The sequence below is a fragment of the Streptomyces pactum genome (assembly GCF_002005225.1).
GTDB classification, from domain to species: domain Bacteria; phylum Actinomycetota; class Actinomycetes; order Streptomycetales; family Streptomycetaceae; genus Streptomyces; species Streptomyces pactum_A.
In genome coordinates this window covers 1-25,883 of sequence record NZ_CP019724.1, presented here as the reverse complement: position 1 = coordinate 25,883, position 25,883 = coordinate 1, and the positions used below count along the sequence as shown (strand labels likewise).

Sequence of the window (25,883 nt, the reverse complement as noted above, 5' to 3'; positions counted from 1 at the left end):
GCATCGTCTCCTGGAAGACTGACGCTCGTCGTCCGGCCACCACAGGAGACATCATGCCCGTGCCCGCCCCTCCGGTCGATGCACCGACCCTGGAGTACTACCTCGACGCCTCCGCGCGCAGCCCCATCGCGCTGCGGCTGGTCCTCGGGTACTACCTCCGTCACCTGCGCAAGGCGGCACACATCGACGCGGAGCCGGCGGGCAAGTCCATCAGAAGCTCGGAAGCCAAGATTTCCCGGATGGAGCGAGCCCAGGTCACCTGTAAGCACGACGACGTGATGGACCTGCTCACCCTCTACGGTGTCAATGACAAGCACGTCCGCGCCTGCTTCGCCGAGATCGTACGCATCTCCCGCCAGCCCGGTTGGTGGCATCGATTCGACGGAGTCCTGCCGGACTGGTGCGGCAAGCTGATCGGACTGCAGGAGGCAGCCTCTGTCATCCGAACCTACGAAGTGCAGCTCGTTCCCGGACTGCTGCAGACACCCGCCTACACAGAAGCCCTGGTACACCAGGCCTACCCCGCCGCTCCTCCGGAAGAGGTCAAAGACCGGCTGGAACTCAGGGCCCTACGCCAGAACGTCCTGATCCGCCAGGACCCGCCCCGCCTTTGGGCCGTCCTCGACGAAGCCGTGCTGCGCCGGCCCATGGGCGGCGATCTGGTCATGCGAGAGCAACTGCGCTCTCTGATCAGCATGTCTCGCCTCAGCCACGTCACGATACAGATCGCGCCCTTCAACCGGCCGGGGTGCATCGCCGGAGGCTTCCCGATTACGCACCTGCGCTTCGACCTTCCCGCCTTGCCCGACGTCGTCTACCTGGAGCAACTGCAGGACGCCGAGTACTTGGACAAACCAGACGAGACTCAGCACTACCGAAGCGTCCTGGACGGCTTGGCCCAGGCCGCTCTGTCCCCGCAGGAGAGTGTGGAGCTCCTGGACAGCATCATCAGCTGAACCCGGCCAGTCCGCACCTCAGTGCACCACGGCCACCGCTCCGCGCTCGGCCCACCTCAGACTGCCGCCACCCGCAGCACGGTCACCGCCCGGCCGCCACTGGTGCACATCCACCAGCCCCGGAGCCATCTGCTGCAAGCCGCCGAAGAATGCGTCGACCTCCGCCCGCGGGCGCACGCGCCCCCACCGGCCCGCGGCCGCTTCCCGCAGCAATGCACCAGCCTTCCGACGCACCTCGGCATCCTCACTCACGAGATGACTTGCTGCGATGAAACTTCCCGATGCCAGTATTCTCGATGCCTGTTGCAGCACGGTCGAAGGACCAGCGTCTTCGGGAACGTTGTGCAGTCCTGAGACAAGAAGCACGGCCACCGGCGACGCAAAATCGATCATCTCGCGCACCGCTGCACTTCTCAGCAGAGCAAGTGATTCAGCCGGAGCAGCCCGCATGACCAGCGTGTACCGGTCCTCCCACAGCGCGCGGCCATGGACCAGAGCCAGCGGATCGTGATCGGCATAAACGGTGCGCGCACCCGCCTGGATGCGCCGAGCAACGTGGTGTACTCCCACAGAGGTCGGCAGTCCGGCGCCGAAAACCACGTACTGGCGCACCTGGTGATCACGGGCCAGATGGCTGGTTGCCCTCAAGAGGAACCGATGCGCAGCCTGAGCCACCCGAGGTGCTTCGGGAACGAGCTGCGTCAGCCGCTCGCACGCCTCACGGTCGGCGCCGTAGTGGTCCTTGCCGCCCAACAGGTAGTTGTTCATCCGGGCAAGGTTCGGTGATTTGGAGTCGATTACGTCCAGCCGCGGCGTCTGCCCGCGCTCCAAGGTGGCACCCCGCCCCGTGTTGGTACCCGCAGCACGCTGCGTGCTGCGGGTACCCATGGTAAGGAGGCCGCTTTCACCGCGGGTAGTTCTTCGCCGAATCAGCACCCGTGGGTCGAGGCGCGCTGCAGAATCTCTTCCGGAACCCTCTCACTGGCGCGCGCGACCGGATGGCGGATGCGCGGCCGCGGCGGAGGCCGTCAGCTTCCCGGGCAAGGCCCGCTGAGCCATCCGTAACCGGGTAGCGACAACCGGCGGCTCGACACCCATCAGCTCCGCCGCCTGCGCCTCACTCAAATGCATCCGGCATCGCAGGACGACCGCGTCTGCCTGCGCGGGCGGCAACACCTGGCGCACCGGATCCGGCCCGGTGACACCTGCATCACCGTTGCGCAGCACGGAGGAGATCAGGGCGTCCAGCAGCCGCCACGCCACCGCAGCAGGCCGCGGGCTGCTGATGACCGTCGGCCAGATCGTGGCAAGGTTGCCCAGGAGCGCCCTGACCACCTGCTGGCTCATCAAGGGGTCGTGGACCCGCTCCCGCGTGTAGTGCAGGTACCGCTCCTGATACAGAAGGCAGAAGGCGGTGTACTCCAGCGGCAGAACCAGCTCGATAGACGGCGCAGTGGTAGTGGTCTCCACCGCGCCGGCTGCCTGCACCAGCCGGTCCGTCCGACGCAAACGCATGAACATGGCATCCCACTTCCTGCAGCACACAGGGCATCAGGTGGATTCGGACGGGTCAGCAGACCGCGGCTGCGGATCCTTGGGCGGATCCATGCAGAGCAGGAATGTGTAGTGGACCGCCTGCCACAGCGGCCGCACGTCGGCGGGCCAGCCGCCCAGCGCGGTCACCAGCGCCGACGTCTGCTCCCAGCCCGGAACCAAGACGCCCTCGAGGATGTCGTCGATCTCCTGGACGCTCAGCGCGCCATGTGAAGCGCTGCGGACCACGCCGACACGGGGACGTCCTGCCGCCAGGTGCAGACCGCGCAGTGCGGCGTGGAGCCGGTCCACCGCGTCAGTGATCGCGTACTGCGCTGGCGGCACCTTCCCGTGCGCACTTTCGAACAGCACGCTCAGCTCTGCCGGGTCGCCTCCGAACAACTCGGTCAGCGCACCCACCACGGCCCAGGCCGGGGTTCGCTCTCCGGAAAGGATGCGCGAGACATACGAGGGAGACAAGCACGTCCGCTCGCCCACGTCCCTGATCGTCAGGCCACTGGATCGGTGGAGATGCGACAGCGCCGAGGCCAGTTTCGCCGACGCCCGCTCGGCCACCTTGGACAGCTGACCGTCTGCCGCGGCGTTCGGGCCCTCCGTCATCGGGGCAAGAGGCTGCTGCACCTCAGCACGCTCGGCAGCCCGCCTTCCCAGGCGTTCTCGCACCCGGTTCTCCGGCCACCGTGTACGGGCCGTGGTCACGCTCAGCTGCGCCGCCTCGGCTACCTGCTCCCAACTCGAGCCCTGGGACCGCGCGTCCTGAACGGCGGCCGCCGTGTAGTAGTCCACTTCCCGTGCCACGCTGCTGGCGCAACGCAGGAGCTCCTGAAGAGGCCGTCCGTCGTACTCGGCCTCGAGGAGAGCGGCCGACAATGCCTGCAGGTCCTCTGCGATGCGCCGGCCCAAGGGGAGCGCCGTGGGCGCCTTGTGCTGGCCTGTCTTGCCAGACCGGTCGCGCTGCGCCTTGCTCCGGCAGCCGACGCTGCAGTACTCCCGCTTGCGGCCCGGACCGATCGTCTGAGCGAAGCGCTCCTGGCAGTAGCGGCAGATGCCATAGCGGGGACTTGAACCCGCCATCCTTTCCTCCCACGTGCTGTGACCGTTTCTCTCCCATGTGCGCGGGGTTCTGCGCAAGCTGAAGAGGAATGGACTCTTCCCGTGTCCGTCCCGGCGGCAGCCGCCGGGACGGCGGGCGGCGCGCTGTGCAGCGCGCCGCCACGATCAAGCACGGCTCAGATCAGTCGAATTCGCTGGTAGCGGAGTTGCGACTGGCGCATCATCACCGAGAGGCCGGCCATCAGCGCTGTGGTGGCAGGTCCCGTCCACTCGTCTCGGATCAGGAGCACGGGGAGCACGGTCACTGCCAGGAACGCGCTCGCCTGCACCGTGACAGTCCAGGCACTCATGCCACGGGTTTCAGGCTGGGAGCGACGCGGAATGCTAGCGTCGTCGCGAGTTGCCGCCCTGGTTGCGGCAGCGGCGAAGTACGGGACAAGCATAGGTGGTTACCTGCCTTCCTTGGTCTCGTTGAGGAGGGGCCCCGGAGTCGGTAGCGAGCCTGCCCGGGGTTCCCTCGCGTCAACGGACGGTAGCCCCTCCGTCACAGATGGCGCCATATAAACCGTTCATCGCGCAAAGTTCGAATCTCCTCGCGGTGAGCAATTGCAGTCTGTGGCCTGCGAAGGCGTCGAACATCGTCGACTTCAGCCCATCCTTGATCGGTCTCGACCGCGAATGACAACCCCCCGCTGTGCTGCATAAATGCGACTGATCCAGACGAATGGACCGTCTTGCCTCCCTGACGTACGCCGGGGCGCACTCCGCCGCCGCAACGTCTGCGGACATGGTGCGCCCCGCCCTCGCCTATGCATTCGCGCAAATTTGCAGGTATCGCCCTTACTGGCTCTAACAAAAGCTGCTGATCATGAGTCGGTCGCCCTCTCTGCTCGTATGTCTGGGCATGGGAAACCGTCAGTCGCGGCCGTGGATCGTGTCGGATGAACTGTGGTCGCTGATCGAGCCGTTGCTGCCGAAGCCGGGTCCGAAGAAGGCCGAGGGCAGACCGCGGGTGCCGGACCGGCAGGCCCTGTGCGGGATCCTCTTCGTCCTGCACACCGGCATCCAGTGGGAGTACCTGCCCCAGGAGCTCGGCTTTGGCTCGGGCATGACCTGCTGGCGGCGTCTTGCGGCTTGGAACGAGGCCGGCGTCTGGGACCGGCTGCACCAGCTGCTGCTGAACGAGCTGCGGTCGAAGAACCAGCTGGACTGGGAACGGGCGGTGATCGACTCCTCGCACGTGCGGGCCGCCCGGCGGGGCCCAAAAGCGGGCCCAGCCCGGTCGACCGCGCACGGCCGGGCAGCAAGCACCACCTCATCGTCGACGGCCAGGGCATCCCGCTCGCGGTGTCGCTGACCGGCGGAAACCGCGGGCGACGTCACCCCACTCGAGCCGTTGCTCGACAAGATTCCCGCCGTCGCGGGCCAGGCCGGCAGACCCCGCCGCCGCCCCGACGCACTCCTGGCCGACCGCGGCTACGACCACGACAAGTACCGCCGCCTGCTCTGGCAGCGAGGCATCCGCCCCGTGATCGCGAAGAGAGGCGAGCCGCACGGCACCGGCCTGGGCATCTTCCGTACATCGTCGAGCGCACGATTGCCTGGCTCCACGGCTTCCGCCGCCTGCGCATCCGATGGGAACCACGCGACGACATCCACGAAGCATTCCTCGGCCTCGCCGTCTACCTGATCACCCACCGCCACGTCCAACGCCTTTGTTAGGGCCTCTAAGGAGGCGACGGCATGCCGAGGCTGGCATGCACGGAGTTTGCGTGCTGTCCGGTCTGTAAGCGTCAACACCTCTACGGGACCACCGCGGGTGCACTGCGCAGGGTCAGACAGAACAGTTTGCGGAACCCTGCTGAGTGCAGCGGCCCGGTGCTGACGCAGCAGGGATCGCAGGCGGGGGAGAGGCGCGGTGGCGCCCAGGGCGCCAGGAAGTCGGGCACGTTCCATCTCAGGAGGGCTCCTTGCCGAGCGAGGTAAAACCCGACCCGGTCGATCGCTACGTGTCGCCGTATTCGAGCAGGAGGTATCCGGCGAGCTGCTGGATGGAGGAGCTGGTGATCTGGTGGGGCGGACGGAGGCTTTGCATGCGGTCGGCGATGACCTGATCGTCTATCGAGTTCATGACGACAACGAGCGCGAGGAGTTCTTCGACCGGGTACCGGTCCGGCGAAATGCCGAGGCCATGATCCCACAGCGCCATTTGGGGTGCGCCTGGTCAACGTGAGCGGAGGCTTCCGGCCGCGCCGGAAGCCCCACCACCTGTACGGCAGCCGCGATCATAGAGGGCGCGGGCGCTACGACTCAGTTGCAGTCGGGTCGGACGACCATGATGAGCTCGGACACTCGGGCGGTGGCTGACGACCAAGGTGAGTCCGGGGACAATGGCGGGATGCGATACGCATGGCGACGGGTCCTGGAAGCTCTGCCTGCTGAGAGACCGGGCCAGCAGCAGGTGGTCGAGCGTCAACCAACTGCGGGCGAAGAGACCTACTTCGGCGAGGTTCGGGATGTTCCCGTGGTGGTGGTGCTGGGGGAGCGGGGCTGCGGCAAGTCAGTAGCGTTCGAGCAGGAACTCGCCCGCCTGCTCGATGATGCAACCCCTGCGACGCTGATCGATCTGGGGCAGGACGTGTATGACACAGCGACCGCGAGTACACACCTTCACCACCGTCTGAACCCCGAGGGCGACGGAACACATCATGTGCTGCTGGACGGCCTGGATGAGGGCCTGAGCGACATCCCAGCCCTCAACAAGGTGCTGCTGACCCAGCTCCGCGCCCTGTCTCCGGAGGAACGGCGCCGGCTCCGGCTGCGGATAGCCTGCCGTTCCACCCGGTGGCCAGAACACCTGGAAAGAGGTCTGCGCGACCTGTGGCCGGAGCCGGGACAGGTCGCGATGGTGACACTGGCGGCCCTCAGCCCAGCCGACGCCCAGTACGCCGTCGACCAAAGCGGCCTGGACGGTGCTGCGTTCACGGAGCATGTCCTCAGCCGGGGCCTGCAGGCCCTCGCACAACAGCCGGCCACTTTGATTCCCCTCATCACGGCCCGGACAGAGGGACGAGAGCTGCCCACCACGGTGGCGGAGGCCTTCGCGCAAGCCTGTCGCACCCTGTGCACCGAGACCCGACCGCAGAACTTCTCGCAGCGCCAGGAACGGCCCTCGGTGGACCATCTCCTCGACGTGGCCCGCTGGGCCGCGGCCGCCCTGCAGTTCAGCCCGTGCGCCGCGCTCACCGACGGAGCCCGCCCCGGCCCGGGAGAGCTGCACCTGGACACCCTGTGCGGAGATCACGTGCCAGGAAGCGACGAGACAACGGCGTGCGGCCGGCATGAACTGCTCCACCTCACAGAGTCGGGCCTCCTGGCCCCGGTGGGCCAGCGCAGATGGGTGTTCGCCCACCGAAGCCTGCAGGAACACCTGGCCGCTGAATACATGGCAACAGCCGTAGAGCCGGCCGTGCGCGGCGCGCTGCTGTGGGCCGGAACCGGCCAGACCCGTCACATCCTGCCTGAGCATCAGGAGATAGCCGCCCGCCTGGCAGTCATCGACGACACACTCTTCGACGACCTACTCAGGCACGACCCGTACATCCTGCTCCTGGCCGACCTCCGGGCCCTGCCCGCAGAGCACCGCCGAAGGACAGCCCGGGCCATACTCGAGTCGGTACCCGACCAGGAGCCCTACCGCATCGGCTGGGACCAACTCGACCGGCTGAACCATCCGGACCTCGCCCCGCAACTGCAGCCGTTCCTGACACCGCAGTCAGACCCGGACCAGCGCTACCTCGCCCTGTGGATCACGGGGAAGTGCCAGCCTGCCGGCCTGACCCCACACCTGCTGGCCCTTGCAGAAGAGACAAACGCACCCACCCGCATCCGCGCCTTCGCCCTCAACGTCCTGCACGAGGTCGAGGACCCAGCGGCTGTAGCCCGGCTGCGCACCCTGGCATCCGACCTCAAGCCCAGCGTCGCCTGCGCAGCCCTCCAGCACCTGTGGCCGCACCACCTGTCCCTCACCGACTACCTCGACTTGCTGCCCGACCTCGATGAATGGCCCTGGCGCCTCACCCTCGACAGACTGGACACGATCACCGGCCAGGCCGGTAGCCTCCTCGACTGGTCCGTCAATGCACTGAAAGAGAAAAGCCCCAAGGCCGCCATCGCGGCCACGGCGCTGGCCACCTGCATCAGCCAGATGAGCCACACCCCCACACAGCCGGCCCCCCTGCTGGAAGAACGGGCCGGGCAAGCCCTCGTGGCACTCGCCGCCGATCACCAACTCGCCTACCGCACCGACGCGCGCACCGCTTTCGAGTCCCTCAACAACGCCCTGCACAGCGCACCGGAACTGCGCCGCCGCCTCGCCTCATACGTGCTGCAGCACGCCGACCCGGACGATATGCTGCATCTCGCCCACCAGAGTCCGGACACGGGCTTGTTCCCCGACGAAGACCTCCTGCACTGGGCCACCGCCTGGCCCACCCTGTCCCAGGAATCACGTACCGCGGCACGCCCCCTCATCAGCCACCGCCCACGACCTGAGGACACCGAACTGCGCCAGGCCGTCGATCAGGCCCGGCAGACGGACAATGCCCTGAAACGGGCCACCGCCTGGTGGGACGGACCGGAGCCGGAATGGCAGCGCCGCAGCCGCGAACGGCAGGAAGACGAACGCCGCAACAACACCTTCGACGAGCACGCGCTGCGCACCGCCCTGCGCACCGCGCAGTCAGCGGGCCCGGACACGGTACGGGAAGCATGGCTCGCTGTTCTCGGGCACCTGCACCGCACCACCGACGGCACACGCCCCCCGAATCAGCCCACCTCCCAGCCCCTGCTCACCGCGGTCACCCAGGCGCCATCCCTGCCCGCTCCAGGCAGCGACCTGCACGAAGAACTGACCAGGAGCGCATTGCACGTGCTCGTCACGGCCCCCGCGTGGAACAGCCAGGACATGGACCCCTGGGGGCCGAACGTCACCGAGGTACCGGAACTGACGGCCCTGGGATTCGTCTCCCCAGACGAGGCACACACCATCCTCGGCCACCATCAGGCCATCCGCTGGGCCGGCTGGACAGTGGCTCTGGCCACAATGACGCCCCGATCACAGGAAACCGCACAGCACCACACTCTCCTGCGGGACTGCGCCCAACAGGCGGGCCCCGCCTTCGATGCCGCACTGGAGCCATGCCTCGACGTACTCGACGCCCATCGTCTTGCCGAAGCGGTCCGCATTCTTGCGCAACTGCCGCTGCCGGCAGCCTGCAGCATCATCCAGCGCTGGGCGACCACTCCAGGCCGGACAGCTGAATCATGGGCCACAGCCCTGGCCGCACTGGCCCACCACGGCCACACGCCAGCGCAAACACTCCTGACCGACGCCGTGCAGGCAGGCCCACACGGGGACCCGCAACAGCAGGAACGCTGGATCAGAGCCGTACGCATCGTGATGTCCTTCGACGTTCTGCCCAGGCTGTGGCCCACCATCCGTCATTACTTCGACGAGACCCCTCAACTCTGTGACGAGGTCATCGGCCGTACTGCTACACACCTCACCCTCCGGCACCACTGGCCCGACGGCGTGGCCGCGCTCAGCGAAGCCGATCTCGCCGACCTCCACCGCCGCCTGCACACACGAGAAGAACTTCAGCAACCTCGCCCCGAACACGAGCCCGGCGTCGCTTACCCCATCACCACGACCGACCGGCTCCACGACCTCGCCGACAGCCTCCTCCAGTTGATGGCAGACAAGCGCACCCAGGCCGCAGCCACCCAGCTCCTCGCCCTGGCAGACTCCGTGCCCCACCAGACCCGCCGCCTGCGCCGACTGGCACTGCGCACCATGCGTCAAGCCGCCGAACGCCAGCTGCAGCCCCTGACAGCCGACCAGCTCCGACGACTGGCCGACGATCACAGAAAGCGCGTGATCGGCAACGAGGTCCACCTCCTCGACGTTGTCATGGAAGCCCTGGACAGCGTCCAGGAAGCCCTCTCGGCACCGAACGGACTGGCGACCCTGTTGTGGAACCGCAGCGCATCGGCTGCCGGCAGCTCTTCCTGGTGGCCGATGTGGGAGGAAGACTTCAGCGACCTGGTGACCGGTCTGCTGAAGATGCAGCTTGAACACCGGCGCGTCATCCTCAACCGCGAAGTGCAAGTCAACCGCCCCGGCGTCGGGGGAGGAGGCCGCACCGACATCCACATCCAGGCCGCCACCGCTCCCGACGACCCGGCCCCGGTCACGGTCGTCATCGAGTGCAAGGGATGCTGGAACCCCACACTCCCCACGGCACTGACCGACCAGCTGGTAGCCCGCTACCTGTGCCACCCCCGCACGGCTGGCATCCTCCTGGTCGGATTCTTTGACTGCGACATCTGGGACACCAGCTGGCGGCCGGGCTGCTCCCCGGCTCACAGCCGGGAGCAGATCGAGCAGCAACAGCACCAACAGGCCGCAGTCCATCGGCTTCCCGTGCAGGCCAAAGTGCTGGACTGCAGGCCACCAGGGCAGCAGACCTGACCATGACGACCTGCCACCCGGACCATCACCTGCCTGCTTGCCTGTCAATCAACGGAAGAACGGGAATGCAGCCGCTGATTGCCAGACGCCAGAGCGCTGCGCTCTCTTCGAAACAGCGAGTATGCCTCGGTTCGTGATTCGACAACCCACCTGGCGAGCAGGCTGAACCCGTGCCTTGCCTATGCCGCAGCTCGCAGTGTGACGCGGGGTGTTGCCGTCGAAGGAGGCCAAGGGGCGGCTCCGGCGCGCGGTAGGACCAGGGTGGCGCCCCGCCGTATCTCGCCGTTTCCGGCGCGGTGACCGGCTGACTTCAAGGGAGGCTGTTCATACAGGTGACAGCTTCTGCGACATACATGCCACAAAGAAGATCTAGGCATCGATCCGATGCCGATCTCCCAAAGCCGAGCTCGCATACAGCGAGGTCAGCACACGGAAAGCTGCCGCCTCCAGCCCGCCTCTCGCATCGGGTGACCGTGGCCGGATGAAGTCGTGCCTGGTCAATCAAACGCGGAGTGCTGTCAGTGCCCGCTGTTACACCAATTCCTGGGACGGGACGCACTCGGCGTCCCGCGCCGATGGGAGGGGAAGCATGGCGAAGGTACCGGACGGATTCCACCAGGTGCGCGCACACATCCGCCGTAACCCGAAGCCCAGGAACGCCAAGCGGATGAGCGGATGGATGATCGCCGGCCTGCTCGCGGGAGCATGGCTGTGGGGACAGGTATTCGGCTTCGACACCGCGGCCCCCGCTCCGGCCGACCCGAACCCGGCAGTCAGCACACCGGCGGACCGATGAGCCGAGGATGGCGCCTGCGGCGGCCCCGCGGTCCGCTCGAAGTGGCATCAGCCGCCGTCGTGGCACTTGCCGTGCTGGTGATGGCCACCCAAACGCTCACCGTGACGGCCGGTGCGCTGATCGATGCCTGGCCGGTACCGCTGACTCTTGCCTTGGTGGGGGGAGCCGCGGCCGTGTGGAGGGTCAGGCGGTCTGTCGGAGGACGACGACGGAAGGACGCGCGCCTGGCCGCCTTGCGGATCACGCTCGCCGAGTTCGACGCCATGGACGACCGGCGTTTCGAATGCGTGCTGAGGGACCTGCTTGTCCGAGACGGCTGGACGGCCCGAAGGGTAGGAGGCGGTGGGGACCAGGCCGCCGACGTCATCGGCGACCACACCGTCCTGGGGCGGATCGTCGTGCAGGCCAAGCACACCCGCGTCGGAGGGAAAGTCGGATCCGCGGTGATGTACGGAGTGAAAGGGACGGCCGGTCCCGCCCACCGAGCCGACCACGCGGTGGTCGTGACCAACGGGTTCCTCACCCGCGATGCCATGACGTGGGGAAACCGGCACACCGTCCACTGGGTCGACCGGGAGAGGCTGCAGCGCTGGGCCGAGAGCGGGGCCGCGCTGCACGAGCTCCTCAAACTGCCCACCCGCTCGCGCAGCAGCTGGTTCAAACGGGCCGCATGACCAATCCGACTCGGCGTCGTCGAGAAATGGGGGGAGTGGTGTTCGACGAAGACGGATCCTTGGACCCCACACTGAAGGTCCTGCTGTCCGCCGTCCTTGTGCTGGCTGTCGGCAAGATGATCTGGGAGTGGCTCACCGAAGACGTCAGCCGGTGGATCACAGACGATGTGTGGGGCCTGATCACCGGCCACCCCTGGTGGACGGGACTCGTCGTTGCCGGCGGCCTTGCTGCGCTCATCGCGCTGGGCGCGATCTTGTCATTCCGGTCTGGTGCATCCGTGTATGCGGGCTGCGACGACGCTTCCGCCGCGCAGTCCAACGACGTGGGCGAGCCGGAAGAGCTGACCTTCCGGATGCGGGAGCTCGCGGCGATGAGCGCGACAGGCTTCGAGCAGGCGTGCGCCGATCTCCTGGCGCGTGATGGGTTTCTGCGCCCCGTACGGGTCGGAGGCGCCGGCGACCTCGGTGTCGACGTCAGCGCACATGACGGCGAGGGCCGACTTCTGATCTTGCAGTGCAAGCAGTACCGGAACCCGGTCGGCTCCGGACACGTGCAGAAGTTCAACGGAACAGCCCGCCCGCATCACGGTGCTGACATCCCCGTCATGGTTGCGCTCAACGGCTTCACCCAGCCTGCCGTCGACTTCGCGCAGCACCATCGGCTCATCCTCGTGGGTCGGTCAGAGCTGAAGAAATGGGCCCACGGCCAGCACTTGTACGACGTCATCGGACTCCAGAACGCCACGCTGTAAGGGACAGAAGCCCGGCCGGCCACGCCCAGCACCGAGGGGTCTTCTCCGGCCGGTTGGAAGGGGGAAGTGGCCACCATCCTGTCTGCCGGGCTCCGCGCATGCCTGCAGGGACCGTGGAGGCCGTCCCGTACGCCCGCCGCCCGACTCCAGCGACTGGTTCCGCCATCCGTCCGTCCGGAGCCGAGGCGTATGCCTGCGCGGCAGGAACGAGGTGCTGCATCTCGCGGCAGCGGCGTGCGAGCGGCGAGTCGGTACAAGTGGTGGAAAACGTGCGGTTGTTGTGAGGGATACCTCTAGTATGACCATCTGCGCTGGTGTCTCAAGCGCCTCTTCTTCCCGTCCAACACCGCACGTCACCCCTTACCGGCCGGGGAAGGGGAGATTCGGAGCACGCCGACTGTGTACCTCACCCGTTTTTCCGCCCGCGGTTTCCGCTCCCTGGCCCGCATCGAGGACATCCCGGTCAGCAGTCCGACGATCCTGGCCGGTCACAACGACGGCGGGAAGAGCGCCGTACTGACGGCGCTGGCCTTCCTGCTGGGCGATCACCGGCTGACAGACGAGGACCGCACCTACGAGCAGGCGGAAGGATCGGCAGGCGGCCGCCGCTGCTCCAGCACCTCGGTCGAAGGGGACTTCCGCCTCGACGCCGGGGAACAGGCCGCTACCGGCCTGCCGCAGACGGTCCGGATCCGCCGTATCTCCGAAGAGGGGCAGCCGCCCCAGTGGCAGTACTTCGGTTCCCGGCCGGCCGACAGCCGGCTCCACGACATGCCCCGCCTGTTGAAAGGCCAGCTTGCCGAGCTGGCAGCCGAGTTCTCAGTCTCCCCGGACGGTCCCCGCAGAGACGACTTGCTGCAGGCCCTCACCGCCTACGCGGCCACGGCGCCGCAGGAGGAGCAGTGGCAGCCGCTGCCCCAGGAACTCCAGGAGCGTCTGCCGCGCCTGCTGCCGTTCGGAGGCAAGGACGAAAGGCCCGACGACGCGGTGCGGACCGCGCTGAGCAGCTGCTACGAAACCTACCTGGGGGACGAAACGCTCCAGGGCCGGGTCCGGGAGATCGAAACGGAGATCACCCAGCGCCTGGAGAAGGAAGCCGACTCCCTGTGCCGGCACATCCGCCAGCACTGCCAGGAGTTCGTGGGCGTGCAGGTCAGGCCCGAGGTCTCCTTCAAGGGAGGCTTCAAGCGCGCCCCTCTGGAAGTCTCCAAGGCCGACGGCGAGCCGGTGGACCTCACCCGCTCCGGGCAGGGCAGCAACCGCCGGATCGCGCTCGCGGTGTGGGAGTGGACCAGCAACCTCCTCGAGCACAGCGAACTCGCCACGGGGGAGGGGAGTGATGCGGAGCCGACCCAGACCATCGTCGTCTACGACGAACCCGACACCCACCTGGACTATCGCCACCAGCGCACCGTCATGGACATCATCCGCAAACAGTGCGCCCTGCCCCACGTCAGCGTCGTCGTCGCCACCCACTCGATGAACCTCATCGACGGAGTCGACATCGCCGACGTCGTCCACCTCCGCCTCAGCGAGAGCGGCCGCACCCTCGTCGAACGCCTCACGGACCAATCCCACGAGGGGATCGACTTCCACCTCGGACAGATCGCCTCCGTCGTGGGCCTGCGCAACTCCGTCCTGTTGCACGAACGGTGCTTCCTCGCCGTCGAGGGCCCCACGGAACAGCAGTGCCTGCCCCTGCTGTTCCGCCTGTCCCAGGGCCTGCCCCTCCAGGCGGCGGGCATCGCCCTGTGGGCCTGCGGCAACAACGAAGGAGCCCTCCACCTGGCCGGGTACCTCGTCAAGAACCGCCGCACCGTCATGCTGATGGTCGACGCCGACAGCCGCACCAACAAGCACTTCAGGACGGAAAGACTGATCAAGGCCGGACTCGACCTCGACACCCAGGTCACCTGGATCGGCGAGGCAGAGGGGTTCAACGAACTCGAGGAACTCTTCACCGACGCCCAGTGGGCCACAGCCGCCAACACCCACTGGACCCGCCCGGAAGGCATCCAGTGGACCGCCGAGGACTTCACCGCACACCGCGGCGGCAAGTTCAGCGCCCACGTCCTGACCATGATCAAAGAGAAGGCCGAGCACACCAGCCCCGACGGCAAGGACGACATGCTCTACGGCCTGGTCACCACCCTCAAAACCCGCGAAGACGTCCCCTCGCAACTGACCAAGGCCTTCAGCGACCTCCGGGACCTGGCTTCCTGACCGGCCTCACGGCGCGCCGCTGCAGCATCCGCTCCTTGCGCTGCTGCAGCGTCGGCGCTGTCCAGACATGCCAGCCCACCCCCACGACGTGCTGCCGGCCGTGCCCGCGCGCCTCAATCCCACACCACCGGCACCCACTCGGTGCAACGGTGGATCCAGTACCGGTAGAACGCGATAACGACATCACATCCTCCTTCCCCCACCGCATATCTTGCCGCCTGCCACTGACAATCGCCCGGTGGCGCAGCAGCCCGCAAGCCCGCGGCACGGCACGCGAAGAAACCATTCCTCACGCGCATTGTGCACCCACTCAGGAACACCGTTTATCAGGAAAACCACCCACAGCACTCCCCACAGTAGTTACCTTCTGTGCTCATGCGGTTTCTGCACACTTCGGACTGGCACCTCGGTCGCCGGTTCCACACAAAAGACCTGATTCTCGCCCAAGAAGCTTTCCTCGACCATCTGGTCGACACAGCCCGGAGCGAGAACGTCGATGCCATCCTCGTGGCCGGCGACCTCTACGACCGCGCCATCCCCAGTCTGGACGCCGTGCGCCTGTTCAGCCGCGCCCTGCACCAGCTCGCTGACCTCGATGTACCGATCATCATGATCAGCGGCAACCATGACTCGGCCCACCGCCTCGGTGTCGGATCCGGCCTTTTCGCCCGCGCCGGGATCCATCTGCGCACCGATCCCGCCACCTGCGACGTCCCGGTCGTCCTCGACGATGCCGACGGCCCGGTCGCCGTGTACGGCATCCCCTACCTTGAGCCGTCGATGGTCCGCACCCAACTGGAGGCAGAAGCGACCTCCCACCACGCGGTGCTGACCGCAGCCCTGGACAGGATCCACAGCGACCTCACCAACCACCAGCCGGCCGGAACCCGCTCGGTGGTCATTGCCCACGCCTTCGTTACCCCCAGCAGCAGCCCGAGCGAAGACCAGCAGGTGACGGAGTCCGACAGTGAACGCGACCTCAGCGTCGGCGGTGTCGCCCACGTCGGCGCGGACGTCTTCGACGGCATCGACTACGTCGCCCTCGGCCATCTCCACGGCCCCCAGAAGGTCACCGACCGAGTCCACTACAGCGGCTCCCCGCTGCCCTACTCCTTCTCTGAGGCCACACACACCAAGTCCTTCACCCTGGTCGACGTCACCTCCTCCGGCACCGCTCCCGCCGTCAGGCGCCTGACTTGTCCGACCCCTCACCGCCTGGAACGCGTCGAAGGCATCCTCGAGGACCTCCTCACCAGCCCCGTCCACGAACACCTGAAGGACGCCTGGCTCGAGGTCACCCTCACTGACACAGCCCTGCCCTTCGAGGCCATGGCCCGGCTGCGCCGCCGCTTCCCCGACACGCTCAGCCTCAAGCACGAGCGGGCCTTCATCCCCGCCCAGGCCACCGACCCCCCGACATACACCGAACGCCTCCGCGGCCGCAGCGAACTCGACATCGCCAGCGACTTCATCACCGACATGCGCGGCACCGCCCCCACCCCCGACGAACACGCCCTGCTCCAGCAGGCCGTCGACGCCGCCCGCGTGAACGAACTGCAGAAGGAAACCGTCTGATGCGCCTGCACCACCTCACCCTGCAGGCCTTCGGCCCCTTCGCCGGCACCCACACCGTCGACTTCGACGCCCTGACCGCCGACGGCCTGTTCCTCCTGCACGGCGACACCGGAGCCGGCAAGAGCACCCTGTTCACCGCCATCTGCTTCGCCCTGTACGGCGAACCCCCAGTCGACCGCGACCTGCTGCTGCGCAGCCACCACGCCCCGGCCGACCTGCTCACCCAGGTCACCCTGGACGTCACCATCGCCGGCCAGCGGCTGCTCATCGACCGCGTCCCCCAGCAGACGCGCCCCAAGAAGAACGGCACGGGTGACACCGTCCAGAAGGCCGAGACCCGGCTCAGCCGGTTCACGACCGACGCCCTGGGACAGGGCCACTGGGAGGCCTCCAGCAAGTCCCACCAAGAGGCCGGCAAGGAAATCAAGGACCTGCTCGGCATGAGCCGGACCCAGTTCTGCCAGGTGGTCCTCCTGCCCCAGAACGAGTTCACTAAGTTCCTCTACGCCGATGCCAGCAAGCGCCGCGAACTCCTCGGCAAGCTCTTCTACAGCGACCGGTACGCCTTCATCGAACGCTGGCTGAACGACCACAGCCGCACCACTCAGAAGAACCGCGACGCCGCCCGCGACGAGGTGCTGCACCTGGCGGCCCGCATCCACCAGGCCGCCGGCCCGGACCTGAAATCGCAGTACGACGCCCCCGCCCCTGACACCGCGCACGCCTTGACCGGCCCCGCCCTGGCGTGGGCCCAGGACCTCTTCCAGGCCAGCCAGGCCGACGCTGCCACCGCCCAGGCCGAGGCCGAGAAGGCAAAGAAGAACCAGCTCACCCACCAGAACCTGGAAGCCGTCACCCGCGAACTGCACGGGCGGCAGACCGCCCACGCCACCGCCCGCACCCAGCTCAACCGGCTGGACGAACAGACACCCCACCAAGAAGCCCTCGGCAGGCGCCGGGAACAAGCCCGGCGCGCCCAGCAGCTGGCACCGCTGCTGCACACCGTCAGTACCGCCCGCACCGACCACACCCGAGCCCAGGACAGCGAAAGCGCCGCCCGCACCCGGCTGCTCCCCGAACACGCCACGCTCCAGGCCGCCGACCTTGCCACGGTCGGGCAGCGCACGCGCGACGACATCGCCGTGCTGAACACCCTGCTTCCCGAGGAAGCCACCCTCGGCCAGCTCACCACCGACCTCAAGCGCATCGACACCGAGCGGCAGGACTTCACCGTCCAGCAGCGCACCGCCCGTGACTGGCTCGAGCAGGAGACCACCCGGCGCACCACTCTGCAGGCCCGCCGGGAAGCCGCCCGCGAGGCCGAGGAAGAAAGCCGCCGCCACCAGGCCCAGTTGGAGATCCTCAACGGCCGCGTCGCGGCCGCCGAACGCCGCGACGCCCACCTCGCAGAGATCACCATTACCGAGCAGCGCCTGGCCGCCGCCCAGAAGGAAACCGAACAGGCAGCCCAGGCCCACATCGGCATCCGCCGCCGACGCACCGAGGGCATGGCCGCCGAACTCGCCGCCGGCCTCACCGACGGCGCACCATGCCCGGTCTGCGGCTCGTGCTCCCACCCGGCTCCCGCCCAGGCTCCCGACGGGCATCCCACCCGCGAGGACGAACAAGCCGCCGAGAAAGCCCACCAGCGCGCCCAGCACCAGCGCGACAAGATCGCGGCCGAGCTGCAGCAGCTTCGCGAGAACGCCGCCGGTGCCACCGGCGAAGCCGGCGACACCCCGCTGGCCAGCCTCAAGGCCGAACACGAGGCACTCGCCGCGCAGCTGGCCGACTCTCTCGAACGTGCCGCCGACCGCGGAACCGTCGAGGAGGAACTCCTCGCGCTGGACCGCGAACACATCACCATGACCGAGCAGGACAGTGTCGCCACCGCCGGCCTGTCCGCCCGCAACGCCAGCTACGACACCCTGTCCCAACGGCAAGCGGAGCTCACCGAGAAACTCGATGCCGCCCGCGGCACCGCCCCCACCCTGGCGGCCCGCATCGACGACCTCACCCGCACTGCCGACCGCCTTGAGCAGGCAGCCGAGGCATCCCGCACCGCCGCCTCCGCCACCCAGGTCCTGCACACCCGTACCAGCCAAGCCGCCAACGCCGCCACATCCCAGGGCTTCGACACCCTCGCTGCCGCTGAACAAGCCGTGCTCAGCGACAAGGACCTCCACGAACTGGAGGAAGAGATCAACCAATGGCGCGAGGCCCGCGCCTCCCACCAGACCGTCCTCGACGACCCCGTCCTGCAGGAAGCAGCAGCCCAGCCGGCCGCCGACGTCGAAGCTGCGACAGCTCTGCGCACGGCCGCAGACGACCAGCACGCGCTAGCGGTCACCACCGCCAGTACCGCCCGGGCCCGCACCACCGATCTCACCGACCTCAGCACCACCCTGGCAGGGGTCGTCGAACGCCTGGGAGCACTCGAGCAGGCCCACAGCACCGCCCGCCACCTCGCCGACCTGGCCACCGGCAACGCCTCCGGCACCCGGGTCCGCATGCAGCTGGAGGCCTACGTCCTGGCCGCCCGCCTCGAACAAGTCGTCGCTGCTGCCAACACCCGCCTGAGCCTGATGTCCGAAGGCCGCTACACCCTCCGCCACTCCGACCACCAAGCCGCACACGGCGCCCGCTCCGGCCTCGGCCTGGAAATCACCGACTCCTGGACCGGCCGCCCCCGCAAGACCGACACCCTCTCCGGCGGCGAATCCTTCTTCGCCTCCCTGTCCCTCGCCCTCGGCCTGGCCGACGTCGTCACCCACGAAGCCGGCGGCAACCCCCTCGACACCCTCTTCATCGACGAAGGCTTCGGCACCCTCGACGACGACACCCTCCACAACGTCCTCGATGTCCTCGACTCCCTGCGCGCCCACGACCGCACCGTCGGCGTCATCAGCCACATCCCCGAACTACGCCGCCGCATCACCCAGCGACTGCACATCCGAAAAAGCCCTACCGGATCCACCCTCGCCCACCTGACCGAAGCAGCCGAATAACCTGAACTCCGGGAGAGCAGAGCCCCAGCCCCGCCCTCCCGGAGCAGCCAGCCGACTACCACGGAGCGATACACCTCCATGGCCCCCGATATCCAGCTACGGCCCCACCAGAAAGAAGCGGTAGCCGCCACCACCGCCACGCTCCGCGACCACGCCCGCGCGAGCGTGATCGCCGCCTGCGGCACAGGTAAGACCCTCATCGCCGCCCGCACCACGGCCCGCATCGCCCCGCGGGGGCGGGTCCTGGTGCTGCTGCCGACGCTGGATCTGCTGTCCCAGACGATCCGGTCCTGGCGCCTGGCCGGCCGCAAGGGCACCGCCATTGCCGTGTGCTCCCAACGCCAGGCCCTCGATCACGAACCGCTCGGCGCCGACATCCCCCTCACCACCGACCCCGCCGAACTGGCCGCCTTGGTCGGCCAGTCCAGTCCCAGCCCGGCCACCGTCTACGCCACCTACGCCTCCCTGCCCGGCGTCATCGCCGCCCACCGCGACCACCGCCTGCCCACCTGGGACCTCGCGGTCGTCGACGAGGCCCACCGCACCGCAGGCCGCCTGGGCAAGGCCTGGGCTGCCGTCCATCACGACGACCAGGTGCCGGCCGCCCGCCGCCTGTACCTGACCGCCACCCCCCGCATCTGGGACCCCGACGACGCTTCGGCCGGCGACGGGTCGGAGACGGTGGCCTCCATGGACGACGAGAACCTCTTCGGCCCCGTCGCCTACCACCTCAACCTCTCCGACGCCATCGACCTCGGACTGCTCGCCGACTACCAGATCCTCGTCCCCGTCGTCACCGACGCGGACCTGCGTGACTGGCTCGCCACCGGACCCGGTGCTGGCGCCGACGGGCTGCGCCTGGCCGGCCGTCAGGTCGCCGCCCTGCGCGCCATCCACGACCACAAGCTGCGTCGGATCCTGACCTTCCATCACCGGGTCGCCGATGCCCGCGCCTTCGCCACCACCCTGGCGCAGACGGCCGCCGCTCTTCCTGCACCCCTGCGCCCCCAGGGACTGTGGGCGGACTGGGTCGGTGGCAGCCACACCCCGCAGATCCGCCGCCGCCTGCTGCTCGAATTCACCTCCCACACCAGCCCCGACGCGCCGGCCGTCCTGTCCAATGCCCGCGTACTGGGGGAGGGCATCGACGTGCCTGACATCGACGCGGTGATCTTCGTCGATCCCAAGAACAGCCCCGTCGACACCATCCAGGCCGTTGGCCGCGCCCTGCGTCAGCACCCTGGCGCTGGCAAGAAGGCCACCCTCGTCGTCCCCGTCTACCTCACCCCCGACGAAGACCCCGACGACCTTCTCGGTGCCGACGCCTACACCCCGCTGTGGCGCACCATCCAGGCTCTGCGTGCCCACGACGACCGCCTCGATGCCCGCCTGTCCGACCCGCGCACCCACCGCCCCACCATGCCCCCCGAAGACCCCGAAGCCTGGCTGCGTTTCGACCGCCCCACCCAGGCCGACGAGATCGCCCTCGCCCTGTCCCTGCGGGTCCTGGCTCCCAAGAGCGCCGAATGGCGCCGCGGCCTCGCCGCGGCCCGCCGCTTCCGCCACACCCACCGCCACCTCGACGTCCCCCAGAACTACGAGGACCCCACCAGCTACCCCTTGGGGCGCTGGCTGACCTGGCAACGCCACCTGCACACCAAGGGCACGCTCGACGCCGTACGCGTCCACGCCCTCGAACGTCTCGGCATCATCTGGGACCCCCGCCAGCAGGCCTTCGACCGCGCACTGGCCCACGCCGCCGCCTATGCCGCCCGCTACGGCCACCTCGCCGCCCCCGTCGACGAGATCCACGACGGCTTCCCTCTCGGCCGCTGGCTGGCCACCCAGCGCACCCGCGCCGAGACCCTCACCGGCCAGCGCGCCGCCGCCCTCACCGCCCTTGACCGGTGGTGGAACCCGCCCTGGCCGATCACATGGCAACGGGCCTACCACGCCGCCCGTCAGAGCCGGGCAGCCTACGAGACTGCCTCCGAGGCAGAGAGCTGGCTTGAGTCACAGCGCGCCCGTTCCGACCGCCTGCACCCTGAACAGAAGTCACTGCTCGAGGAGTTGGGGTTGATCGGCCTGCCCAACACATCCGGCTGTCCGGCGACGGAGAGTCGCCCGCCGGCGCGCGAACGGGCCTTCCAGCGGGGACTGGTCGCCGCCCGGGCCTTCCGCGCCCGCGAAGGCCATCTCGACGTCCCCCAGCGGCACATCGAGGAGGTGGAAGGAGACCCCGTGCGTCTGGGGCAGTGGCTGAGCAACCTGCGCCGCCGCCGCGCGAACCTCAGCTCGCAGCGGCAGGAGGCGCTCGCCGAACTCGGCCTGTGAGCAGGCGAACGCATCTGATTGAGGAGAACGGCCAAACACCGGCCGACGACCTCGAATGGCTGCGCCACGGAATCGTCAAAGCCGGTGCGACTTCGGCAGGCCGGTACGTGACCCGGTCGGGTGATGCCGTGACGTCGGGAGAACCTGCCCGGATGCGGCGACGTCGTGTGGGGCATGAAGCCGACCAGGGATGTGCACGTGGCCGAGCCGGGTCTGCTCGTGGTGGACTTTGCGGCTGCCGATGACGACACGGCGTTCGCCATGCAGAACGCGATTGCCCGGAGGTGGGCCACCGCGCCGGCCGAGCACGTCACACGCCAGCCCGGGGAGCCGGGTGTGCGGCTGCGCTGTTACGTGGACCTGCGCCAAGAAACTCGCTGCTCCTGAAAACTCCGCGGGGCGATGACCAGACAGCCGGCAACCGTGTCGGCTCCTGCACAGGGCAAACCGCCGGCCCTGTGCAGCCGGTCGGCTCGTGGGCCCGGCCGGGCTGTGCACGAGGCCCGTCCGGCCGGGACCAAGGTCGGATGGTTCCAGGACCCGGAGCCGGACTCCGTCCGGCTGTCGACGCACGCGAGAGTCCGCTGTTCCTGCGTGACGGTGCGTGCCCCGTCGGTTGATGCGGCAACTAGGCTGGTGGTCCGCAGGTGGGGTGTCTGGAGGGCGTGGGGCGGGGGCCGTGCGCGGGGGAGGGGAGAGCGGTGCGCCTTTCAAAGGTCAGGATCGTGAATTTCCGGAATTTCCGGGATCTGGTGATTGATCCTTTCCCGACTCCCGCGGTGATCGTGGGGGAGAACGGGGTTGGCAAGAGCAATCTGCTGTACGCGCTGCGCCTGGTCCTCGACCCGGACCTGTCCAACCGGTGGCGCAGACTCCAGGCCGACGACATCCATGACAGTGCGCCGCCCTTGCCTCAAGGAGTCGAGGTCAGGGTCGAAGTCGAGCTAGCCGACTTCGACGATGATGACGACGCCATCGCGACCCTCGACGGCGCGATCATCACCGAGGACGGGCAGCCCCGCGTCGCCCGGCTGACCTATCTGTTCCAGCCCAAGCTGGCAGTCGGTGCAGTCTTCGGCGCCCAGCCCAGCGAGCCGCTGACGCCCGACGACTACTCCTGGACCATCTACGGCGGCGACGATGCGGGCGTCGACATGCGCCACGCCAAGGAATACGTCCCGTTGTCCGTGCTGCCCGCCCTGCGCGACGCCGAGGGCGACTTCTCCCGCGCCGACCGCAGCCCCCTGGTCCGGCTGCTGCGCGAGCGGCCCCCGGCCCCCGACATCGTCGCCTCCACTCTGGACGCCCTGAAACAGGCCCGCAACCAGCTGGCCCAGGACGCCTCCATGCAGCAGGCGGTGGACGAACTCACCTCCCGCCTGGCTGCCATGACCGGCCCCCAGCTGCCGCTGACCCCTTCGCTGGACTTCGCCGGCCGGGAAGACGACCTGATCCGCAGCGTCCAGCTCTTGATCGACTCGAGCAGCCGCGGCATCCAGCACACCTCCACCGGCACCGCCAACGTCGTCTACCTGGCCCTGCTGCTCGAGCGGCTGAAACTGCGCCGCCAGGCCAGCGACGGCGAGGACACACTCCTGGCCGTGGAGGAGCCCGAGGCCCACCTCCACCCCAGCCTGCAGCGCAAGGTGTTCGCCCACCTGCTGCACGAGCCCAACCGGCTGCTGCTGACCACCCACAGCCCGCACATCGCCGCCGTCACCCCCCTGTCCAGCATCGTGCTGACCAGCAGCCAGGGCGACCACACCGTCGGCTCCGTCGTACCGCCCGGCGTGCTCACCGACGCCGAGACGGCCGACCTCGAGCGCTATATCAACGTCACCCGCGCCGAGATCCTCTTCGCCCGGGGCACCGTCCTGGTCGAGGGCGCAGCCGACGCCTACCTGCTGCCCGCACTCGCCGAGGCAGCTGGCTTTCACCTGGACGATCACGGCATCGTCGTCTCCAGTGTCGAAGGCACCGACTTCGCCCCCTACGCCACCCTGCTGGGCCCCCGGGCGCTGCGGCGCCCGCACTGGATCCTCACCGACGGCGACGCCGCAGACGGCGAGCACCGCCACCAGAGGGAACCGGGCCTGTGGAGGGCTCGCGACGTGGCGCGCATCGCACGCGAGGACGCCCTGCACCAGGCACTCGACCGCGGCATCGATACGATCACAGTCCAGAAACTGCCCGAGCGCGGCGTACGCGCCGGACGGCAGCAGGTGGTGACCGCCGCGACCCGGGTAGGCGTCTACGTCGGCGACAACACGCTGGAACCCGACATCGCTCCTTTGCTGCATCCCGAAATGGCCGCGGCCTACTGCGCCTTCCGGCAGCGCGAGAGCAGCCGGTCCGCCTTTCGTGATGCCCTGGCCCCCTTTGAGGACGGCACAGCAACCGGCCAGCAGCGCGACACTCTGGTGGACAAGATCGAGGCCATCGGCAAGGGACGCTACGCCCAGCGGATGGCCGCGCACGTCGCCAGCATGACCGGCTTGCACGACCGCGTCCTGGAACTGCTCGGCCGCACGGAAGGCCTCATCACCCGCGACAACCTGCTGACGATCGAAGGTCCGGGAGCCATCCTCGGCCTGCTGGACGATCTTAGCTGCACCTTCCGCGGCCGGCCCCTGTTCCCCGCAGCCCCCACCCCGGGCCACAGCTGATGACGGCCCCCCACCAGCAGACGCCTGCGACCGTGCCGGCTCTGCTGCCGCCCGCCCTGGCCGCCGAACTGGGCGCGCTGCACCCGGACCAACGCGCCGCCGCCACCCACCACGCAAACATCGCCGTGCTCGCCGGACCTGGCGCCGGCAAGACCCGAGCCCTCGTCGCCCGCGTCGGATACCTACTGGCCACCACCAGCCGCCACCGCGGCGTCGCCGCCCTGACCTACACCGAAACAGCCGCCCACGAGACCACCGTGCGCCTGCACCACCTCGGACTGCACCCGGGCCGCCGCCTGTCCAGCACCACCGTGCACGCCTTCTGCCTGCACCACATCCTGCGCCCCTACGGCCGCCTGATCGGCGACCCGCTTCCCGCCGACCTCACCATCCCCGACACGTCCGCCTGCAGACAGCTGTGGGACACCGCCGCCTACGAATCCGGCCTGGACGTCAACCCGAACAACCGGACCACACTGGAGCGCCTGCGCCGTCTGATCGCCGCCGGGGAGCCGATCGCCGACTACCCGCGCCAATACCCGCGCGCCGTCCGCCGCTACGAACAACTGCTCCGCGACCACGACACCCTCGACTTCGAGGCCATGACCATCCGCGCCCTCGACCTGCTGCGCGAAAGCCGCACCGCACGCGAGCAACTCGTGGCGCGCTTCCCGCATTTCGTCGTCGACGAATACCAAGACCTCGGTCCCGTCCTGCACGCCCTGGTGCTCACCTTGCTGGACGCCGGCGTGGGCATCACCGCCGTCGGCGATCCCGATCAGGTGCTCTACGCCTACCAGGGCGCCAGCCCCCGCTACCTGACCCAGCTCAGCAACCGGCCCGACTTCCGACGACTGCGCTTGCGGGTCAACTACCGCAGCGGCAGCGCCCTCATATCCGCTGGCCACGCAGTCCTCGGCCAAGACCGCGGCTACCACGCCGCACCTGGCCGCGACGACGCAGGCGCCGTCACTATCCTCCACGCCGACGGCGACATCGACTCCCACGCGGCCCGCACCGTCGAAGTCCTCAACAACCGCCTGGCAACAGGCACACCGCCAGAAGACATCGCTGTCCTCTACCGCTCCAAAGGCCCCCTGCTCGACGCCCTGACCACCGCGATCCGGGCCGCCCAGATCCCCCTCGACAGCGAAAAGCAGCGCCGCCGTCCCAGCGGTCCCCTCGCCGACCTGATCGCTGCCTGCGCCACGCGGCGACTGACCGGGCCTCTTCCCGGCCCACCACCACAGACCTCGCAGCACCGCGCTGCAGAACAGCCGGCATCGCCCCTGCCCGAACCCTTCGCGAGCTGGCCGCAACCTGGCATCGCCAACTCCAGCTGGCCCACCACAACGACCCGACCGACACCCAGCGCACCCTGTCACGACGCCTGGCGGCGCTCCTGGACGCCCCCGACCGCGAAACCCCAGCCCACCCGGCGAGGATCTTCCTCGCCGCACTGTGGGACACCCTGAGAGCCACCCACCTCGCCGATCACAGCCCCGACGAACGCGACCGGGACACGGCCCAGGCCCTGGCCGATCCCGGCGACCTCACCATGGCCGAACTCGCCGGAGGACAAATCCCCGGCCACATCGCCCTGACCACCTACCACAGCGCCAAGGGCCGCGAGTTCCGCATCGTCATCCTGCCCGGCCTCGTCGAAGGACTGCTCCCACGTCACTACCCCGGCAAGCCTCCCGCCCCCAAGAGGTCGCCGAAGCCCGCAGAGCCTTCTACGTCGCCCTCACCCGCGCCAA

General features: G+C 68.6%; 18 protein-coding genes and 1 pseudogene. 14 read left to right on the top strand and 5 right to left on the bottom strand.

The genetic code is table 11. The features are described 5' to 3' along the window. Positions 1-53: 53 nt before the first annotated feature. Complete coding sequence (locus tag B1H29_RS00105) at positions 54-956, top strand: DUF5753 domain-containing protein (protein WP_055422315.1); 903 nt, start codon at positions 54-56, stop codon at positions 954-956. 18 nt (positions 957-974) lie between these two features. Here the strand turns inward: B1H29_RS00105 and B1H29_RS00100 are convergent, their stop codons facing one another. From B1H29_RS00100 to B1H29_RS00085, 4 genes are all read right to left on the bottom strand, one after another. Then, positions 975-1,844 carry an SAM-dependent methyltransferase gene (locus B1H29_RS00100; RefSeq protein ID WP_079159898.1) on the bottom strand — a complete coding sequence of 290 codons (870 nt, stop codon included), beginning with the start codon at positions 1,842-1,844 and terminating at the stop codon, positions 975-977. Positions 1,845-1,934: 90 nt separating this feature from the next. Beyond that, a complete protein-coding gene (locus B1H29_RS00095) occupies positions 1,935-2,477 on the bottom strand; it encodes a sigma-70 region 4 domain-containing protein (RefSeq protein ID WP_055422318.1) in 543 nt (180 codons plus the stop codon). A gap of 30 nt (positions 2,478-2,507) precedes the next feature. After that, a complete protein-coding gene (locus B1H29_RS38960; protein WP_055422319.1) occupies positions 2,508-3,584 on the bottom strand; it encodes a helix-turn-helix domain-containing protein in 1,077 nt (358 codons plus the stop codon). A gap of 155 nt (positions 3,585-3,739) precedes the next feature. Next, positions 3,740-3,913 carry a hypothetical protein gene (locus tag B1H29_RS00085; RefSeq protein ID WP_159027741.1) on the bottom strand — a complete coding sequence of 58 codons (174 nt, stop codon included), beginning with the start codon at positions 3,911-3,913 and terminating at the stop codon, positions 3,740-3,742. Positions 3,914-4,467: 554 nt separating this feature from the next. Here B1H29_RS00085 and B1H29_RS36965 point away from each other — a divergent pair. Next, positions 4,468-5,285, top strand: a pseudogene (locus B1H29_RS36965) (IS5 family transposase). Positions 5,286-5,568: 283 nt separating this feature from the next. Here B1H29_RS36965 and B1H29_RS00075 read toward each other — a convergent pair. Continuing rightward, positions 5,569-5,772 (bottom strand): hypothetical protein, encoded by a 204-nt coding sequence (locus B1H29_RS00075; protein ID WP_055422321.1) that lies wholly within the window; start codon positions 5,770-5,772, stop codon positions 5,569-5,571. A gap of 150 nt (positions 5,773-5,922) precedes the next feature. Here B1H29_RS00075 and B1H29_RS00065 point away from each other — a divergent pair, with 150 nt between their 5' ends. The 12 genes from B1H29_RS00065 to B1H29_RS38730 form a co-directional block, all read left to right on the top strand. After that, positions 5,923-10,095, top strand: coding sequence for an NACHT domain-containing protein (locus tag B1H29_RS00065; RefSeq protein ID WP_159027740.1), 4,173 nt, complete (start codon positions 5,923-5,925; stop codon positions 10,093-10,095). A gap of 589 nt (positions 10,096-10,684) precedes the next feature. Then, entirely contained in the window at positions 10,685-10,891 is a 207-nt protein-coding gene (locus tag B1H29_RS00060) for a hypothetical protein (protein WP_055422323.1), read from the top strand. Next, a complete protein-coding gene (locus B1H29_RS00055; protein ID WP_055422324.1) occupies positions 10,888-11,565 on the top strand; it encodes a restriction endonuclease in 678 nt (225 codons plus the stop codon). Before B1H29_RS00060 ends, B1H29_RS00055 begins: the two co-directional genes overlap by 4 nt. Positions 11,566-11,591: 26 nt before the next feature. Continuing rightward, complete coding sequence (locus B1H29_RS00050) at positions 11,592-12,317, top strand: restriction endonuclease (RefSeq protein ID WP_244209059.1); 726 nt, start codon at positions 11,592-11,594, stop codon at positions 12,315-12,317. Between the two features lie 399 nt (positions 12,318-12,716). Further along, positions 12,717-14,540 carry an ATP-dependent nuclease gene (locus B1H29_RS00045; protein ID WP_079159895.1) on the top strand — a complete coding sequence of 608 codons (1,824 nt, stop codon included), beginning with the start codon at positions 12,717-12,719 and terminating at the stop codon, positions 14,538-14,540. Positions 14,541-14,915: 375 nt separating this feature from the next. After that, positions 14,916-16,115, top strand: a complete 1,200-nt coding sequence (locus B1H29_RS00035) for an exonuclease SbcCD subunit D (RefSeq protein WP_055422357.1) — start codon at positions 14,916-14,918, stop codon at positions 16,113-16,115. Continuing rightward, positions 16,115-19,123 carry an AAA family ATPase gene (locus B1H29_RS00030; protein ID WP_055422326.1) on the top strand — a complete coding sequence of 1,003 codons (3,009 nt, stop codon included), beginning with the start codon at positions 16,115-16,117 and terminating at the stop codon, positions 19,121-19,123. The genes B1H29_RS00035 and B1H29_RS00030 overlap by 1 nt, the downstream gene beginning before the upstream one ends. 78 nt (positions 19,124-19,201) lie before the next feature. Then, complete coding sequence (locus B1H29_RS00025; protein WP_055422327.1) at positions 19,202-21,457, top strand: DEAD/DEAH box helicase; 2,256 nt, start codon at positions 19,202-19,204, stop codon at positions 21,455-21,457. A 174-nt stretch (positions 21,458-21,631) separates the two neighbouring features. Continuing rightward, on the top strand, positions 21,632-21,844 hold the full coding sequence (locus tag B1H29_RS00020; RefSeq protein WP_055422328.1) for a DUF6207 family protein: 213 nt from the start codon (positions 21,632-21,634) through the stop codon (positions 21,842-21,844). Positions 21,845-22,104: 260 nt separating this feature from the next. Then, positions 22,105-24,123: an AAA family ATPase gene (locus tag B1H29_RS00015; RefSeq protein WP_079159894.1), complete on the top strand. Its 2,019-nt coding sequence runs from the start codon at positions 22,105-22,107 to the stop codon at positions 24,121-24,123. Next, positions 24,123-25,598, top strand: a complete 1,476-nt coding sequence (locus B1H29_RS00010) for a UvrD-helicase domain-containing protein (protein ID WP_079159893.1) — start codon at positions 24,123-24,125, stop codon at positions 25,596-25,598. Before B1H29_RS00015 ends, B1H29_RS00010 begins: the two co-directional genes overlap by 1 nt. A gap of 83 nt (positions 25,599-25,681) precedes the next feature. After that, on the top strand, positions 25,682-25,883 hold a 202-nt coding region (locus B1H29_RS38730; protein WP_208638324.1), incomplete at its 3' end, for a 3'-5' exonuclease.